This window comes from Pusillibacter faecalis, assembly GCF_018408705.1.
In the GTDB taxonomy this organism is placed as follows: Bacteria; Bacillota; Clostridia; order Oscillospirales; family Oscillospiraceae; genus Oscillibacter; species Oscillibacter faecalis.
Window position 1 is genome coordinate 2,342,263 of the sequence record NZ_AP023420.1, and the last position, 16,518, is coordinate 2,358,780.

13 protein-coding genes and 1 pseudogene are annotated in these 16,518 nt (G+C 55.0%); 13 read left to right on the forward strand and 1 reads right to left on the reverse strand.

Features of this window, described 5'->3' with window-relative positions; translation table 11 throughout:
• Positions 1 to 357: 357 nt before the first annotated feature.
• The 8 genes and pseudogenes from KJS55_RS11635 to topA all read left to right on the forward strand — a co-directional run bounded on the left by KJS55_RS11635 (position 358) and on the right by topA (position 12,311).
• Complete coding sequence (locus tag KJS55_RS11635; protein ID WP_055180074.1) at positions 358 to 2,514, forward strand: hypothetical protein; 2,157 nt, start codon at positions 358 to 360, stop codon at positions 2,512 to 2,514.
• A complete protein-coding gene (locus KJS55_RS11640) occupies positions 2,498 to 4,948 on the forward strand; it encodes a hypothetical protein (protein WP_055180076.1) in 2,451 nt (816 codons plus the stop codon). Before KJS55_RS11635 ends, KJS55_RS11640 begins: the two co-directional genes overlap by 17 nt.
• 710 nt (positions 4,949 to 5,658) lie before the next feature.
• Positions 5,659 to 5,859 (forward strand): excisionase, encoded by a 201-nt coding sequence (locus KJS55_RS11645; RefSeq protein WP_050624446.1) that lies wholly within the window; start codon positions 5,659 to 5,661, stop codon positions 5,857 to 5,859.
• A gap of 140 nt (positions 5,860 to 5,999) precedes the next feature.
• On the forward strand, positions 6,000 to 7,271 hold the full coding sequence (locus tag KJS55_RS11650) for a tyrosine-type recombinase/integrase (protein ID WP_050624447.1): 1,272 nt from the start codon (positions 6,000 to 6,002) through the stop codon (positions 7,269 to 7,271).
• 130 nt (positions 7,272 to 7,401) lie between these two features.
• Positions 7,402 to 7,872, forward strand: a pseudogene (locus tag KJS55_RS11655) (lysine--tRNA ligase); the annotation flags it as partial.
• A 78-nt stretch (positions 7,873 to 7,950) separates the two neighbouring features.
• Positions 7,951 to 8,709: a TrmH family RNA methyltransferase gene (locus tag KJS55_RS11660; protein ID WP_213543357.1), complete on the forward strand. Its 759-nt coding sequence runs from the start codon at positions 7,951 to 7,953 to the stop codon at positions 8,707 to 8,709.
• A 13-nt stretch (positions 8,710 to 8,722) separates the two neighbouring features.
• Positions 8,723 to 9,907: a DNA-processing protein DprA gene (gene dprA, locus KJS55_RS11665; RefSeq protein WP_213543358.1), complete on the forward strand. Its 1,185-nt coding sequence runs from the start codon at positions 8,723 to 8,725 to the stop codon at positions 9,905 to 9,907.
• A 34-nt stretch (positions 9,908 to 9,941) separates the two neighbouring features.
• Positions 9,942 to 12,311, forward strand: coding sequence for a type I DNA topoisomerase (topA, locus tag KJS55_RS11670; RefSeq protein WP_213543359.1), 2,370 nt, complete (start codon positions 9,942 to 9,944; stop codon positions 12,309 to 12,311).
• On the opposite strand, the gene KJS55_RS11675 is transcribed toward topA, so the two are convergent.
• Complete coding sequence (locus KJS55_RS11675) at positions 12,308 to 12,556, reverse strand: hypothetical protein (protein WP_213543360.1); 249 nt, start codon at positions 12,554 to 12,556, stop codon at positions 12,308 to 12,310. The genes topA and KJS55_RS11675 overlap by 4 nt on opposite strands.
• A gap of 75 nt (positions 12,557 to 12,631) precedes the next feature.
• On the opposite strand from KJS55_RS11675, the gene KJS55_RS11680 reads away from it, so the two are divergent.
• From KJS55_RS11680 to rnc, 5 genes are all read left to right on the forward strand, one after another.
• Complete coding sequence (locus tag KJS55_RS11680) at positions 12,632 to 12,853, forward strand: helix-turn-helix domain-containing protein (protein WP_187032113.1); 222 nt, start codon at positions 12,632 to 12,634, stop codon at positions 12,851 to 12,853.
• Between the two features lie 133 nt (positions 12,854 to 12,986).
• Entirely contained in the window at positions 12,987 to 14,297 is a 1,311-nt protein-coding gene (gene trmFO / locus KJS55_RS11685; protein ID WP_213543361.1) for a methylenetetrahydrofolate--tRNA-(uracil(54)-C(5))-methyltransferase (FADH(2)-oxidizing) TrmFO, read from the forward strand.
• Positions 14,294 to 15,328, forward strand: coding sequence for a phosphate acyltransferase PlsX (gene plsX / locus KJS55_RS11690; RefSeq protein ID WP_213543362.1), 1,035 nt, complete (start codon positions 14,294 to 14,296; stop codon positions 15,326 to 15,328). The genes trmFO and plsX overlap by 4 nt, the downstream gene beginning before the upstream one ends.
• An 80-nt stretch (positions 15,329 to 15,408) precedes the next feature.
• Positions 15,409 to 15,657 (forward strand): acyl carrier protein, encoded by a 249-nt coding sequence (gene acpP, locus KJS55_RS11695; RefSeq protein WP_187032120.1) that lies wholly within the window; start codon positions 15,409 to 15,411, stop codon positions 15,655 to 15,657.
• 50 nt (positions 15,658 to 15,707) lie between these two features.
• Positions 15,708 to 16,388: a ribonuclease III gene (rnc, locus tag KJS55_RS11700; RefSeq protein ID WP_187032122.1), complete on the forward strand. Its 681-nt coding sequence runs from the start codon at positions 15,708 to 15,710 to the stop codon at positions 16,386 to 16,388.
• The last annotated feature ends 130 nt before the right edge of the window (positions 16,389 to 16,518 follow it).

The window sequence follows — 16,518 nt, forward strand, 5'->3', positions numbered from 1 at the left end:
TCTGTGTTTCAAAGCGTCTGAAGGCATGTTGCCTTTGGACGCTTTTTACGTTTTGCCAAAAAAAGATATGTCTGCGCAGCCTAGTTACAGTACCAATGCGTGAAATTGCGTCTGAGGAACATCTTCAGGCGCTTTTTTCTTTGTCTGCCGCCATGCAGTATGTGGCGGCGACCATATTTCTCTCAGGTACCGCAGGCATCTACTGCGTGAATACCACAAATCAAGAAAAAGGAGGGAGTCAATGATCACAACAGGACAAGCGTACAGACACGGTGCGCCGGTGCATGACTGCCCGGTACCGCACACAAAAATGGCCGCCGTATCAGCGGTGGCACAGAGAAAGGAGAGAACATAGTTATGAGCAGTCATGACAAGGAACAAAGCCACTGCGACGCCTATGAGAAGATCCTCGACTTAGATCTTTTTAATGCACTTCTGGCCCTTGTGGTCAAGATGTCCGACAACAAGGACGCTATGCTGGAGTACTCGCGTTTTATCAGTCAGAAGTCCCTATGGGCTTCCAGGTGCAACGACCCGGGGGCCTATTTTGCCCAGCATGAACTTCGCTATATCGGCGAGATTACGGAGCGATTCGAGGAACGCATCGGCTCCAGACCAGAAATATTCCGTGCGCTGGCGCTGGCTCTTGGATTTGCCCTGCCATTTCTCACAGACTCCATGTTTGTTGGGACTCAGCGAGAAGACTTCATACGTAGGCTGGATAAAGAGGCTGGGAACGACCTGTATCTGCAGGGAGCCCGCTACCTCCTGACCACCGACCCGATGGAGCGTAAGCAGTTACGGTCCCAACTGGCTGGCGATACGTATCAACGGACGGAGGATGCTATGTTTGTCCTCTCCCTATTTGACCCTCAGGAAGATGAGTTTCCTGCAATGCGCCCCCAGATCGCTCGGTTGTGGGGCGTTGATCGGACCATACCGCTGCTCGGCAATGGCCGTATGCTGGACTGGCTTCTATGCAACTATAAGCCGGTCATCGCCGAGTGCAGGAAGAAAGACAATGCAGTCCTGCGGGCGTTGCTGAAGTTGCCCGGCCAGTTCTGCAAGGAGGGCTCCGCTCTGTACAAGACGTTGATCGACTCAGGATATAGTACGCTGGAGATCAGGTATGCCAACTCCTGGATGATTTGGCCCTGCCAAAATCCAGTTGGGCTTAATCCCAACGGCATTCCTGCTGAGAAGGCGGCTGCCCAATTTTGTATCGCTGCACTCAATCAGGACGAGGAGCTGCCGGACGAGGCTTTCACCCACATGGAGAGACTCTACTCCATGTATCGTAAATTTCACATCCGTTACGAAGGGCATGAGGGGATATGGCCTGCTGTCTCCACACAGGTCAATCCGACCAACCCTAAAACAGTATTGTGGATGATCCAGAAAGCCAATTTACAGTTCTCTTATCGGTTCGATGTATTTGATCCGCAATGGGATATCTTGGCAGAACAGTTGGAGCCACTGGATTACCGGAATCTCTTCATTGAACAGGTCGACCGTCTGGAGGCGCCCGACAAAAAGGAGATCCGTCGGTATATGGAGCGTTATCAGGAACTGACGGGCTTGGACTATATGGAGGCGTTTCAACAAGAGAATGGCTGGTATAACAAGAATTTCGCGTTGCTTGTGGATGCTGACACCATTGATTTATGGTCCTTTTTTCAGTCACACCTCAATTATGAGTCGGAGCCGAAAGAAAAACAGGCGTTGTGCTATGTGCAGGAATATACCGCAGGTTCTCGGACCAGGAAGGCGTTTGACTTTAATAAGAAGTTATTAGAAACATACGATGTGACTGAGTATCCAGACCTGTTCGAGAGTCATTCGGGCTTCCACCGCGATTATATGAAATCTATCCGCTATTACTATAGCGATCTCGGCAAACTGGATTTTAAGCGGGACTTTCTGTCTTCGGACGAACAGCGTCAACTTTTTGAGTGGATCGATACCTCACAATTCTGTCTTGAACCACAAAGTTATTATAACTTTGTGGAAGCGGCACTATGGAATGACTGTGTCCGTGCGCTCTATGATAAAGAGACGCTCCGGGAAGTTCTGAAAGCCCTGATCGCAACACGTTACAATATTCATAGTGTGAACAGTTTGAAACAGGATTTGTATACGCAGGAAGAGCTGGATGCAGAGAAAGAGCAGCAACAGGCAGAGTGGGAGCGGATCAGACAGGAGCGCCGGGCTAACTCGCTTGCCACAAAAAAGGAGAGATTGGATGCCAAGTTTGATGGGAGTGTTCAATCGCTGAAGGATTTTTTGGATAGCTATTACAGTGTAGAGGATCGCAGAGATGCCTTGAGCCTGATTGATGAGCCCCTGCATCTTGCCGCCTCCCAATTTAGTTATCCCATAACATCAGAGCAGGCCGGTGTGTTGCTCTATTTATGCGGAAGAGCTATTGATACGGATGCCATCCCACGAAAAACGCTGTACTCTCTTATAGAAATTGTTATCAAGGAGGAGCGTGCAAATGCTACAAACTGTTAACCGTATTAAAGCGCTGGAGCGCATGAGTACCTGTGGCTTGAGCAAAAAGCATACACATCAGTATAGTGTTCCCACACTGCTCACAACCTGCGAACGGATTGAAGAGCAAGGTTTAACAGGACTACTTTCCTCTGTTTTGCCCGAACGTATCCAGCAAGAACTGATCTGCAACGAACAATTTGCAGGCTACTACAAGAAACTGGTGGATTGTAAAGTGCCCCACCATTTCATCAATGACTGGCTGGAGTCTGCGGATCGTTTCGGGGAATCTCTGATGGGGCGTTATACCGTTGAACAGATGGTTCAAATGTACGGCTCCGGGGTCAACGGCTCCTGCTGTCAATACGAGTGTCTGAAGTATTTCGAACACGACTTAGCGGATGAAGCATTGTGGCCCGCATTGGTAGATAACCTGAACGCTTTCTATGCGCAGAACGCCGTGACTTTATCCGATTTGAAACCGCAGGAGCGGGAGATGCTGAAGCTCCCTTATTTTGCCTCTTTCATCGATGTTTCCGGACGTACCATTTCAACCAGCCTCTCTGTGCTTTCCTCCAATGAGACGATGCGGGCGGTCCTGGATTTCCTGTTCCGTGAACAAGTGGAGCATTCTTTCACAGAGGATGAGTTGACTTCGCTCTCCCATCTGGAGGCTAAGGATCTTGAACTTGTGCGCCAGACATACTCCAATCTGGGTTCTGACCCTGGATGGATGGAGCGGTTTCTGGACTGGTGGCTCTCTAACCACGGTCTGCGCCATGATCTGCAGTGGTTCGCTCAACGGCGCGAGCCACTTACAGACGAGGAAAAGCATCAGGTGCTGGATACCTGGGTCGGATACTTGAACGCCCTGTATTCCGGGAGTTTGGAGGTGCCTTTTGCATCCATCAGACCCATTCAGTACGATGTACTGATCTACGCCATCGCCCACAAGAAGAAACGGTTTCTCCACATGGTTTCGGAGCATTTTGAGGACTTCTGCAAACTAGGTCGGGAATCCTTCCTGCTGGAAGAGAGTTTCTACACCCGCTGCAATTTGAATGCGCTGAACGGCAAGGATTTCCTCGCGTGCGCTGGCGAGGCCGGACAGAGGAACAACCTTGATCTGCTGGAACAGAGGGAGTATACTTTTCAGGAACTCAAATTGCTGTGCTATGCCAAGCCGGTCTACATCCAGTTCTATGGGATGCTGGCGGATATCGGCGTGGATCGGAAACTCGTTGTTATGCGGGAACTGCTCAAGGGAGATCTGTTGAACATGCAGATTGCTGAGGAGGACCTGTGTGGCCTGGCCGCGCTTCTGTCCCAGAAACCGCTGAGTGTGTGGCGACAGAAAGAGTTGGGCCATATTGCCGGCCTGTCCGCCACTGACGCTGTGCGCGTCCTGCTGGTCTATGACAAGATCAAGTTATTGATCCCTGAACTACTCACCTGGGAAGATGCACTCTTTGCCAGCCGGAACGCAGATCGGATGCGAGGCTATCAGAGCTGGACTCAGATGCGCAACGATCTCATTTATGTGGATCAAGACTGGGTTGCATTGGCGAAAGAATTGGAACTTGACGAGAAATTCCTTCAAGACAATGAGCAACACATCGTCCGCTTCATTATGGGGGAGGGGGCGGAGATGACCCGGCTCTATTATGAGTACACTGAGAATAAGGAGGCATTCCGCCGTATCATCCTGGCAGAACTGATGGGCGAATTTAAAACACTCAAATACTATCCCAATGACCTGAATAGGGAAATCAGTTTCCCAACCACAAAACAGCAGCAGTTGCTTTGGCAGACGAACACCGCTATGGAGACCTACGGCATTCTGGTGGAGGAAGTGGATGATTACTACTCTACCCTGCGTCTGGGGAGGTTGCCATACTCCACATGCTTATCTTATGTGGATGGTCAATACCGGGAATGCCTGCTCTCCAGTTTTGACTCAAATAAGAAAATCCTACTAGCCAAGAAGAATGGTAAGGTCATAGGGCGGGCTGTGATCCGGCTGACCAAGGGCCGGGATTATCTGCGAGATGATGTCGATGCTCCGACCTTGGAGTTCGCCGATCTGACTAAACCACCCGAGAAACGATATGAGGATGAGCGGCCTGCAGACCAGCTGACCCTGTTCTTGGAGCGTCCCTACTTCAAGAATGCGAATTACTCGGAAACCGCTGTTATCAAACAGATGTTTATCTCTCTGGTACGGAAGAAGGCGATGCAGATGCTGGCTACCCCAGTCTTGGCGATTTGCTATGAAGAGCAGTGCGCTGCATCTGACTTTGTGCGGATGAGGTACGCCCTCTACATTTCCAAGTCCAAAGGCGGCGCCCAGTATCTGGACTCGTTGGACGGACAAGTGAAAGTCTCACGGGAGGGTTCCTTTAAGGCGTTCCCGTTCCTTGTGCTGCCAAGCAACGAGATGGCGGCTATATCCTGATTAGTACAGTATCTCAATCAACCAGAAAACGGGGGATGTGAAGCGAATACGCTCCAGATCCCCCGTTTTTTCTTGGGCAGAAGCGATGATATAAAAATGATGCTTCAAGTTTCGAACAGAATGTCGGAGTCAACTTTACTGACATCGGCATTATAGTGATTGTTTCTAAAGAGGATTAAGCAGGTGCGGGGGCCTTCTGTACCGGCTTCCTTTCTGTTTCGGTGTTTACTGAAATCGTGCCCGCGCACATTCTGGAGAAATATAGGAGTCGCCACCACACCTTGAAATAGGTTGGTGGCGGCTTTTTCTATGGCAAATTTCTTTCTCTGAAACGGGGAATGAGGAGAAGACACCAAGATCTTCAGGGAAGGCATCCTGCTGCACCTTGACAAATAGGCGGTATGCGCCTCATATGCGGCAACGGGTACATTGCGAATATGGAGAGCCGTACAAGCAGACTGGGCCGTGATCCCAAATTTGGAAAGGAGGCAGGGGGGAGCCGGATGTTGTGTGCAGACAAGCTGTGGCGGCTTGGAGGCCATGACCCATATTCGTTGATCATGATACACCACTTCGGCTGTGATCCGAGCGGTAACCAATCCGCCGCAGGTTACGGGAAGTGCCAATAGCTCGGGGAGTAAGTCTCGCGGAGCGGCTTAGCCAGCCGCCGCCCGTTGCTTTTTGGATTCAGACAGAAAGGGAGATGAAACATGGAAAAACAAGAGGTTCCCATTTGGGAAAAGGCAAATTTGACGATAGATGAAGCGGCTGCCTACTTCGGGATCGGAACCAACAAATTGCGGGAGATAACCAGCAACCCAGATTGCGAGTTTGTGATTCGGGTCGGGGCTAAGCGGTTGATCAAACGAAAAAAATTCGAGAGATACTTGGAAGACGTGGATACAGTGTAACCAATTTTGGATGGAAGCCGGGATGCAGCGGATGCTGTATCCCGGCTTTGCAACAGGGAAATTACAGAAAACTTATTGAAAACATGGGATGTTCATATTATTATATATGTGTGTGGGCATTCTCTTGGAAGGAGGATATTGTGTCCGACAAAAGACGCGATTCCAAAGGGCGTCTCCTGAAACAAGGGGAACGACAACGAGAGGATGGCAAATACGAGTATAGGTACTATGATGAAAAAGGAGGTAGGCACAGCGTATATAGTTGGAGACTGGTCGACACAGATAGGATCCCGCCTGGGAAACGAGACGCTGAATCACTGCGTTCAATGGAAAAGCGAATCCGAAGAGATCTGGAAGATGGAATCAAAACACACGAAGCAGACCGGACGACGCTGAATTACCATTATGATAGATATATTGCGCAGAAGATTGAGATCAAGGAGTCTACCAGAGAAAACTATAAATACATGTATGATAAGTATGTACGGGAAGAAATCGGACAGATGAAGTTGTCGAATATCAAATATAGTGATATCAAGAAGTTTTATTTGTCCTTGATTCACGACAAGGGATTCAAACCAAACAGTATGGAAGTCATACACACAATTCTTCATCCGGTTTTTTCTACAGCAGTTCGAGACGGCATCATTCGGTTGAATCCGACCGATGGCGTAATGAACGAAATCAAAAGGACCCATAACTGGGAGAAGCCGAAAAGAAAAGCCTTGACAGAAGCGCAACAATCTGCTTTTATTAGTTATGTTTCTTCATCGCCGACTTACAGGCATTGGCTGTCGGTATTTACAGTGTTGCTGGGGACAGGCTGCAGGATCGGCGAAGTGGTGGGGCTGCGCTGGCAGGATTGTGACTTTTCGCAGGGAATTATATCCATTAACCACAATCTTGTGTACCGCAAACGGGAAAGCACCGGAAAAGTTGGATTTCATGTGAACACACCGAAAACGAGAGCGGGAATCAGGATAATCCCGATGCTCGCAGAAGTAAAGCACGCGCTCCTGCAGGAACGGTTGCGCCAGATGGAAGAGGGCTTCAATGATTGTGTCATTGACGGCTATTCGGGCTTTATTTTCTCGACACGCTATGGAGATGTACTTAACCCACATTGTGTTAACCGAGCGATTGAGCGTATCTGCAGGGATTATAATGCCGAGGAAAAGCAAAAGGCCAAAATGGAAAAACGGTGTCCAGAGCTGCTGCCACATTTTTCTTGCCACAATTTAAGACACACTTTCTGCACCAGATTCTGTGAAAATGAACGTGACCTGAAAGTTATACAGGAGATTATGGGACATGCAGATATCACGACGACGATGAATGTTTATAATGAGGCAACCAAGGAAAAGAAAGTAGCAAGTTTTGCGAATCTGGAGGGCAAAATCCGAATCAGTTGATTTACCCCCATTTTTACCCCCATTGGTGATGAAACGGTAGAAACTTATACCAAGTTATAAATCCAAAAGTTCGAGAGGACACCTCAAAATGCGGAATACAGAAACTTATAACACTTTGCAGAAGCCGGAAATTCTATTCCCCACCATGAAACCGCTGGATCTGCCGAAGACGGAAAAGCAAGAGGAGAGAGCACCCACCACAACTCCGAGTGCCACGGAGACGATGGACTTCTCCCAGGTGGAGATTGAGCCGCTGTTCGCGGATATGGTGGACTTTGAGACCTTCAGCCGCTCTGACTTCCGGGCAGTCAAGGTCAAGGCGTGCGAGGCCGTGCCCAAGAGCAAGAAGCTCCTGAAGTTCACCTTGGATGACGGCTCTGGCACAGACCGGGTGATTTTAAGCGGCATCCACGATACCTATGAGCCGGAAGAGCTGCTGGGCAAGACGCTCATTGCCATCACCAACCTGCCGCCGCGCAGGATGATGGGGATTGATTCCTGCGGCATGATTATCTCCGCTGTCCACCATGAGAGTGGGGAGGAAAGGCTGCACTGCCTGATGGTGGACGACCGTATCCCAGCTGGCGCCAAGCTTTATTGAGCATTCGAGCCTTGGGATAGGCTCATAACGCCTGCGGCCTCTTCGCCCAACGGAATTTTCCTGAAAAGGAGCGCGCCTATGGAGACCATTACCAGCCGGACCAATCCCCTGTGCACCCACCTGAGGAAGCTGGCGTCCTCTGGGAGCTACCGGAGAGAACGGAGGGAATTCCTCTGCGACAGTCCAAAGCTGCTGGAGGAGGCTCTTGCCTATGGCAGTAGATTGCAGACTGTGGTATGTACGGAGCAGGCGGCGCTGCCGTTTGTCCCCGCTGGCGTCCGGCTGGTGGCCGTGCCGGGAGATGTGATGAAATCCATCTCCCCAGCCCAGACGCCCCAGGGTGTGCTCTGCGTGTGCAAAATGCCGGAAAGCGCCCTGCCGGAGCGTCTCACGGGCAGGCGCTATGTGGTCCTGGACGGCGTCCAAGACCCCGGCAACGTGGGGACGATCCTCCGCACCGCCGATGCCTTTGGCGCGGACGGGGTGTTTTTGGTAAACGGCTGCGCAGACCTTTATAACCCTAAGACAGTTCGAGCCACGATGGGAGCGATTTTTCGCTGCCCGGCCTGGTCCTGCGGCCTGGAGGAGGTTTTGGAGCTGCTGGCGGGGATTCCATTGTACGGCGCCGCGCTGCGATCTGACACGACGGACGTGCGCACGGTGGATTACAGCCGCTGTGCCTTAGCAGTGGGCAGTGAGGGGAGGGGACTCTCCCAGGCGCTGCTGGCGGCCTGCACGAAGACACTTCTGATTCCGATGCAGCCACACTGCGAGTCCCTGAATGCGGCGGTAGCCGCCGCAGTGCTGCTATGGGAGGCGGCAAGAGAGACGATATAAAGGAGGCGGCGCCATGTCGGCATTGAAATACTGGCTGTGGCTGGCGGAGCTGCGGGGGCTGAACAATCAGACCCGGCTGGCTCTGCTGCGCCATTTTGGAACCCCGGAGGACGTGTTTTACGCCGACACCGGGGAACTTTTGCTGACTGAGGGCATCACCCGTGAACAGGCCTTGGCGCTGGAAAACCGTGATCTCTCCGCCGCAGACGCGATCCTGGCGGACTGCCAGAGGCTGAACCAGCGCATTTTAACCATTCAGGATGCGGAGTATCCTGGGCGCTTGAAAAATATTTATGACCCGCCATGTCTGCTATATATCCGAGGCCATCTGCCCAGCTTTGATGAGGAGGCGGCAGTGGCCGTGGTAGGCACCCGGGGCTGCACACCTTATGGCGTTGCCTGCGCGGAACGGCTGGGCTACGGGCTGGCCTCTGCCGGCGCGGTGGTGGTCAGCGGACTTGCACGTGGCATCGATGCGGCGGCCAGCCGGGGCGCGCTCCTGGCTGGCGGCATTGCCGTAGGTGTTGCGGGCTGTGGTCTGGATGTCTATTATCCCGCGGAGAACCGGGGGCTCTATGAGGACATTGCGGCGGCGGGCGTGCTGCTGTCGGAATACCCGCCGGGAGCGAGGCCGGACGGGCGCCATTTCCCTGTCCGCAATCGGATTCTCTCCGGCCTCTCCGTCGCCACGCTGGTGGTGGAAGCCCCAGAGCGCAGCGGCGCCCTCATTACAGCTGGCACCGCTTTGGAGCAGGGGCGGGATGTGTTTGCAGTGCCCGGCCCTATCGACGCGCCCGCTAGCGCAGGCTGCAACCGCTTGATTCAGGAGGGCGCTGGACTGGTGACGGAGGCCTGGGATTTGCTGAGGGAATACGCGGAGCGGTTCCCGGCAAAGCTTCACCGGGAGGAGGCGCGGGAGATTCCTCGGACCTTGGGCTATCAGGCCCGGCAGAAAAAGGAGGAGCCCCGGTTGGTGCCGCCGTCTGCGAGCGCAGCGGAGCTGGGCCTGACAGATGACCAGATCGTTCTGCTACGCCTGCTGGATGCGGAGGAGCCGGCCCTGGTGGACGACTTGATTGAGCAGAGCGGAATTCCCACGCGGCGGGTGCTCTCCGCCCTGACAGTGCTGGAGGTGGACGATTTGATCCGGCAGCACAGCGGAAAACGCTATACCCGCATCGTGAGTTTGAAGGAATAAATGCGCGCCCTGGTGGGGCGAGCTGGAGGTAAATATGGCAAAACAGAGTTTGGTCATTGTGGAGTCGCCCGCAAAGGCCAAAACCATTGGAAAATATCTGGGCAAGGACTTTGAGGTGAAGGCCTGCATGGGCCACCTGCGGGACCTGCCCAAGAGCAAAACCGGCGTGGATGTGGAAAACGATTTCGAGCCGGTCTATAAGCCCATCAAGGGCAAAGAGGACATCATCAGCGATCTGAAAAAGTCCGCAAAGGCAGCGGACACTGTGTACCTTGCCACCGACCCGGATCGGGAGGGCGAGGCGATCTCCTGGCACCTTAAGCAGCTGCTGGACCTGCCGGACGAAAAAACAAAGCGGGTTACGTTCAACGAGATTACGAAGAACGTGGTGCAGGAGAGCATCCGACAGCCCCGGGACATTGACCAGAACTTGGTGGACGCCCAGCAGGCCCGCCGGATTCTGGACCGGCTGGTGGGCTATGAACTCAGCCCGCTTTTGTGGAAGAAGATCCGCCGGGGCCTCTCCGCCGGGCGGGTGCAGTCGGTGGCCACCAGGATGGTGGATGACCGGGACCGGGAGATCGAGGAGTTTCAGCCGGAGGAGTACTGGACACTGGACGCGAATCTCCTGGGGGCAGACGTGAAAAAAACACCTTTTGCCGCTCGTTACCACGGGAAAAACGGCAAAAAGGCGGAGCTGAAGAATGAGGAGGCGGTGAACGCCGTTGTGCGGGAGACGGAGGGCGAGCCCTTCGTGGTCCAGACGGTGAAGCGCACGGACAAGCAGCGCAGCCCCTCCCCGCCATTCACCACCTCCACGCTCCAGCAGGAGGCATCCCGCAAGCTCTCCATGACCCCCCGGCGGACGATGGCAATTGCCCAACAGCTCTACGAGGGCGTGGATATCGAGGGCGAGGGTACCGTGGGTCTCATTACCTATATGCGTACCGACTCCCTGCGCCTGAGCGAGGAGGCTCTCTCCGCCGCAAAGGAGTTCATCGTGGGCCGCTACGGCCCCGCGTATGCCGAGACCCACCGCTATAAGACAAAGGCCGGGGCTCAGGACGGCCACGAGGCTATCCGCCCCAGCAACGTGAACCTGACGCCGGAGCAGGTGAAAAAGGACCTTACCGGCGAGCAGTACCGGCTCTACCGCTTGGTTTGGAGCCGGTTTGTGGCCTGCCAGATGTCCAACGCCGTGTACGACAGCGTATCTGTGGAGATTACCGCCGGCGGTCACGCGTTCCGTGCCACCTCCTCCAGCCTGAAGTTCTCCGGCTACACCGCCGTGTACGAGGAGGGCAAGGACGAGGAGAAGGAGGAAAGGGAATCCCCGCTGCCCGCTCTGCGGGAGGGAGAGACCTTGGCGCTGCGGGATTTCTCCAAGGACCAGCACTTCACCCAGCCCCCCGCTCACTATACAGATGCCTCCCTGATCCGGGCCATGGAGGAGCAGGGCATTGGCCGTCCCTCCACTTACGCGCCCACAGTGTCCACTATTCTGGACCGGGAATACGTCATCAAGGATGGCAAATACCTGCGCATCACCAACCTGGGTCGTGTGGTGACGGCGCTGATGAAGGATAAATTTAGCGACATCGCGGACATGAAGTTCACCGCCAACATGGAGGAGAAGCTGGACTCCGTAGAGGAAGGGAAGACCCCCTGGAAGGGAGTTCTGCGGGACTTCTACGGGGACTTTGAGAGCCACCTGAGGCAGGCGGAGCAGGACTTGACCCGTATCAAGGTGCCCGACGAGGTCAGCGAGGAGATCTGCCCGGAGTGCGGGCGGAATCTGGTGGTGAAATCCGGCCGGTTCGGTCGCTTTCTGGCCTGCCCGGGTTACCCGGAGTGCAGCTTCACCATGCCGCTGGTGGTGGCCATGCCGGGCCGCTGCCCCAAGTGCGGCGGGCGCATCATGAAGCGCACCGGCAACAGCAAGAAGACCGGAAAGCAGTATACCTACTACTGCTGCGAGCATGTGAACAGCCGGGACGAGGCCAACAAGTGCGACTTCATGACCTGGGATGTGCCGGTGAAGGACGACTGCCCGGTGTGCGGCCACACGATGTTCAAAAAGGCCGGCAAAGGCTTTAAGAAGCCCTTCTGCATCAACCCGGTGTGTCCCAATTTCCTGCCGGAGGACAAGCGCGGTTATCCGAAGAAGCCCGCGGCAGAGTCCGCCGCTGAGACGGCGGAGACAAACGAAACGGCGGAGGGGACCGACGAGCAGGCTGAAAAAACTGCCGTCAAGAAAGCCGCCGCGAAAAAGCCTGCGGCCAAGAAAAATGCGGCGAAAGCGGCATCTAAATCTACGTCCAAAGCCGCCGCGAAGACCGCGTCCAAGACCACAGCGAAAAAGAAGACCACCGTCAAGACGAAGAAATCCGCAGAGGAGGATTAAGCGAGTCTGCGGGTCAGGGACAGGGCGGCCAGGAACATGGCCTCCAGCTCGGTGCTTTGCTGGCTGCTGAGGGCATCCTGGTAGCTCTCCAGAAGGGGCTGGAGGTTCTCCGGCAGGGTGTGATGGAGCTGGCGGTCCAGCTGGTCGGTATTCAGCTTTTTGATGCGGTAACTGTCCGTATGGAGCTGGGTGCGAAACTCTGTTTCAAGGGTGTAGTTATAAAGAAGCTGCATCAATTCTGTCATAAGAAATCACCTCAAAAACGCATTTAAGTTGCGTTTATTATAATACGCAACTTAAATGCGTGTCAAGAGGAGCCTATGAAAATTTTTGCCGTACGATTAAAAGAATTGCGAAATGAAAAAAAGAAAACGCAAAAGGAAATGGCGGACTTTTTGGGGCTTAAACTGCGGGCGTATCAGTATTATGAAGGAGCAACGCATTATCCAGAAGTTCCAAATTTATTGAAGCTGGCGGACTTTTTCGAGGTCTCTACGGATTATCTGTTGGGCCGCTCGAATGAACGGGAGATGAAGCCATGATGATGGCTGGCATATCCACCCCCCATTTTCTTTTCGTCTTGCCGAAAAGAAAACGGGGGTGGATTTCCCCGACAACATCGGCACCCCGTTCCCTGGAATGGTTTTCAAAAACAAAAAAGATAAGGATTCACCTATGAACATAGTTACCGTCATCGGCGCGGGTCTGGCCGGAAGCGAATGCGCCTGGCAGCTGGCCCAGCGGGGCATCCCCGTTATCCTGCGGGAGATGAAGCCGGAAAAAAAGACCCCCGCCCACACAACGGAATACTTCGCGGAGCTGTGCTGCTCCAACTCCCTGCGCTCCAACCAGCTGGAAAACGCCGTGGGCCTTTTGAAGGAGGAGCTGCGCCGTCTGGGGAGTCTGATTCTCTCCTGTGCCGATGAGACGGCGGTGGAGGCGGGCGGCGCCCTGGCGGTGGACCGACACGGCTTCGCCGCCCTGGTGACGGACCGGGTGAAGTGGCATCCCGGAATCACCCTGGTCCCCGGTGAGGTTACGGAGATTCCGGAGGGGGAGGTGGTGATCGCCTCTGGTCCCTTAACTTCGGATGCTCTGGCGGAACGGCTTCAGGCGCTTCTGGGGGAGAACTGCGACCTCCATTTTTATGACGCCGCGGCGCCGCTGGTGTCCGCTGAGAGCGTGGATATGGAGCGGGCGTGGTTCGGCTCCCGCTATGATAAGGGCACGGCGGACTATATCAACTGTCCTCTGGATGAGGCGGAGTATGACGCCTTCTGGCAGGCGCTTACCACCGCACAGGAGGCAGAGGTCCACGGCTTTGAGGACGGCAAGGTTTTTGAGGGCTGCATGCCGGTGGAGGTCATGGCCCGCCGGGGGCATGACACGCTGTGCTACGGCCCGCTGAAACCACGGGGCCTGAAGGACCCCAGGACCGGCCGGGAGCCCTACGCCGTGGTGCAGCTGCGCAAGGACAACGCCCAGGGAAGCGTCTATAACCTGGTGGGCTTCCAGACCCATCTGCGCTTCCCAGAGCAAAAGAGGGTGTTTTCCATGATCCCGGCCCTACACGACGCGGAATTCCTCCGCTACGGGGTAATGCACCGCAACACTTTCCTGGACTCTCCCCGGCTGCTGGACCGCTATTACCGCCTGCGCAGCGAGCCGCGCATCTCCTTTGCCGGGCAGATGACCGGTGTGGAGGGGTATGTGGAATCCGCCGCCAGCGGCTTTCTGGTAGGCGTGGAAACTGCCCGCAGGCTGCTGGGTCGTCCGCCGGTCAATTTCCCTCAGGAGACCGCCGTGGGGGCCCTGGGGCTGTATGTTTCCAACCAAGCTGTCACGCACTTTCAGCCCATGAATATCAACTTCGGGATTATGCCGCCCCTGGGCTATCGGGTGAAGGGAAAGCGGAATAAGAACGCGGAGCTGTCTGAGCGGTCCTTGACTATCATCGAGAAATTGAAAGAGGAGGTCCTTCCATGAAGATCATTGTGGACGCTATGGGCGGCGATCACGCGCCCCAGGCTATCGTACAGGGCGCACTGGAGGCCCACAAGACCCACAGCGTGGAGATTCTATTGGTGGGCCGGGCAGCGGAGGTGCTGCGGGCTGTGGAGGCCTGCGGCGAGCGAACACTGCCGGCCGGCGTGGAGATCCGGGACGCCGCAGAGGTGGTGGAGATTATGGATAACCCCGCTACTGCCTTCAAGGTGAAAAAGGACTCCTCCCTCACGGTGGGAATGAACCTGCTGAAAGAAGGGGCGGGAGACGCGTTTGTTTCCGCTGGCTCCACTGGTGCGCTGTTGGCGGGCGCTACGCTGTTGGTGAAGCGGATTCACGGCATTCGGCGGGCCGCCATGGGTCCGGTAATCCCCACCGCAGGCGGAAGGATGCTTTTGTGTGATTGTGGCGCCAATGCCGAGTGCACGCCGGAGTACCTGCTGCAGTTTGCATATCTTGGCAGTTACTACGCTCAGCGGGTTCTGCGGATGGAGCGGCCTCGGGTAGCCCTGCTGAATATCGGCTCGGAGGAGGCCAAGGGCGACACGCTGCGCCACGAGGCCTATGAGCTGCTGCGGTCTGCCGGCGAGGCAGGACGCATCCACTTCATCGGCAATCTGGAGGCGGGAGACGCCATGATGGGCGGCGCCGATGTGCTGGTGGCAGACGGCTTTACCGGCAATGTGATGCTCAAGAGTCTGGAGGGAACCGCCAAGTTTTTGCTGGGGGAGCTGAAAAAGACGATGCTCTCCAGCACGAAGAACAAGATGGCGGCGGCGATGCTCAAGGGGGACCTGGCCAATATGAAGCGTCTGCTGGACCCCAGCGAGATCGGAGGGACGGCGTTCCTCGGCATCTCCAAGCCAGTGATCAAGGCGCATGGCTCTTCCAACGCGCGGGCGATTTCCAATGCAATTTTGCGGGCCAAGGAGTATGTGGAAAGCGGCCTGATCGCGGATATTGAGCGGGACATTGACTTGATGAAAGTGGAGCGGAAACAAGAAAAAATGTGATTGCCTCTTGACAGTGATAGGACACTTGCCGTATGATGCCAATGATAGAAGCCCCATAATTCCGGGAGGAGTGAAAGGTAATGTCAGTAGAAGAGATTTTTCAAACAATGAGTGAGCTGGTGGCAGAGCAGTTTGCCATGGAACCCGCTGAGGTGACTATGGACACCTCCTTTGAGGAGGACCTGGGCGCCGATTCTGTGGACCTGGTGGATTTGGTCATGGCCATGGAGGAGGAGTTTGAGGTGGGTGAAATTCAGGAAGAGGATCTGAAAACTCTGAAGACCGTGGGTGATGCGGTGAATTATATCGCCTCAAAAGTGAAATCATAAAAGGAAGTGCCCCGCGTCCATGCGGGGCTTCCTTGTAGAAAGGATCTCCCATGCAGGAACTGGAGAAAAAACTGAATTATACATTCCGAAATTCCGCGCTGCTGCAGGAGGCATTGAATCACAGCTCCTATGCCAACGAGCATCGGTCCGCACACCTTCACAGCAATGAGCGGCTGGAGTTCCTGGGGGATTCGGTGCTTGGTTTTGTAACGGCGGAGTTTCTCTTTACCCGGCATCCGGAATCTCCAGAAGGGGATTTGACCCGCATCCGGGCAGCGCTGGTATGCGAGCAGAGCCTCTATGAGGTGGCGCAGCGCCTGGGCCTGGGCCAGTATTTGAAGCTGGGCCGGGGAGAGGAGGCCGGCGGAGGCCGGGAGCGTACCTCCATTCTGGCGGATGCTGTAGAGGCGGTGTTTGCCGCTGTGTATCTGGACGGTGGGATTGAGGCGGCCTCCGCCCTGATTCACCGCTGTTTGCTGGATGTTCAGCGGGAGAGCGTGGTGGAGGAGCGGCGAAGGGATTACAAGACCGCGCTCCAGGAGCTGGTACAGCGCCATGCGGATCAGGTGCTGTCCTATCAGATGGTGGACGAGACGGGGCCGGACCATGCCAAGACCTTTCGGGCGGAGGTACAGCTGAACGGCAGTTCCATCGGTGCTGGTTCCGGCCACAGCAAGAAGGAAGCTGAGCAGGCAGCGGCAAAGGCGGCTCTGGAATCCCTGGGTGAATAGGCGGCAGGGTGGATGCCACTGGTTTTCATGAAATGAGATTTTGGATAGAGGCTCTCCATCCAGTGGGACGGAGGGCCTTTTTGCATGCGATACAACAGCCAATTTTGCCTCTGCGGGCGGGAAACCCCGC

What these genes read in the sequence shown, in the direction of transcription:
- KJS55_RS11635 (WP_055180074.1), top strand. Translation starts at nt 358, where the DNA reads ATGAGCAGTCATGACAAGGAACAAAGCCACTGCGACGCCTATGAGAAG.
- KJS55_RS11640 (WP_055180076.1), top strand. Translation starts at nt 2,498, where the DNA reads ATGCTACAAACTGTTAACCGTATTAAAGCGCTGGAGCGCATGAGTACC.
- KJS55_RS11645 (WP_050624446.1), top strand. Translation starts at nt 5,659, where the DNA reads ATGGAAAAACAAGAGGTTCCCATTTGGGAAAAGGCAAATTTGACGATA.
- KJS55_RS11660 (WP_213543357.1), top strand. Translation starts at nt 7,951, where the DNA reads ATGGAGACCATTACCAGCCGGACCAATCCCCTGTGCACCCACCTGAGG.
- dprA (WP_213543358.1), top strand. Translation starts at nt 8,723, where the DNA reads ATGTCGGCATTGAAATACTGGCTGTGGCTGGCGGAGCTGCGGGGGCTG.
- topA (WP_213543359.1), top strand. Translation starts at nt 9,942, where the DNA reads ATGGCAAAACAGAGTTTGGTCATTGTGGAGTCGCCCGCAAAGGCCAAA.
- KJS55_RS11675 (WP_213543360.1), bottom strand. Translation starts at nt 12,556, where the DNA reads ATGACAGAATTGATGCAGCTTCTTTATAACTACACCCTTGAAACAGAG.
- KJS55_RS11680 (WP_187032113.1), top strand. Translation starts at nt 12,632, where the DNA reads ATGAAAATTTTTGCCGTACGATTAAAAGAATTGCGAAATGAAAAAAAG.
- trmFO (WP_213543361.1), top strand. Translation starts at nt 12,987, where the DNA reads ATGAACATAGTTACCGTCATCGGCGCGGGTCTGGCCGGAAGCGAATGC.
- plsX (WP_213543362.1), top strand. Translation starts at nt 14,294, where the DNA reads ATGAAGATCATTGTGGACGCTATGGGCGGCGATCACGCGCCCCAGGCT.
- acpP (WP_187032120.1), top strand. Translation starts at nt 15,409, where the DNA reads ATGTCAGTAGAAGAGATTTTTCAAACAATGAGTGAGCTGGTGGCAGAG.
- rnc (WP_187032122.1), top strand. Translation starts at nt 15,708, where the DNA reads ATGCAGGAACTGGAGAAAAAACTGAATTATACATTCCGAAATTCCGCG.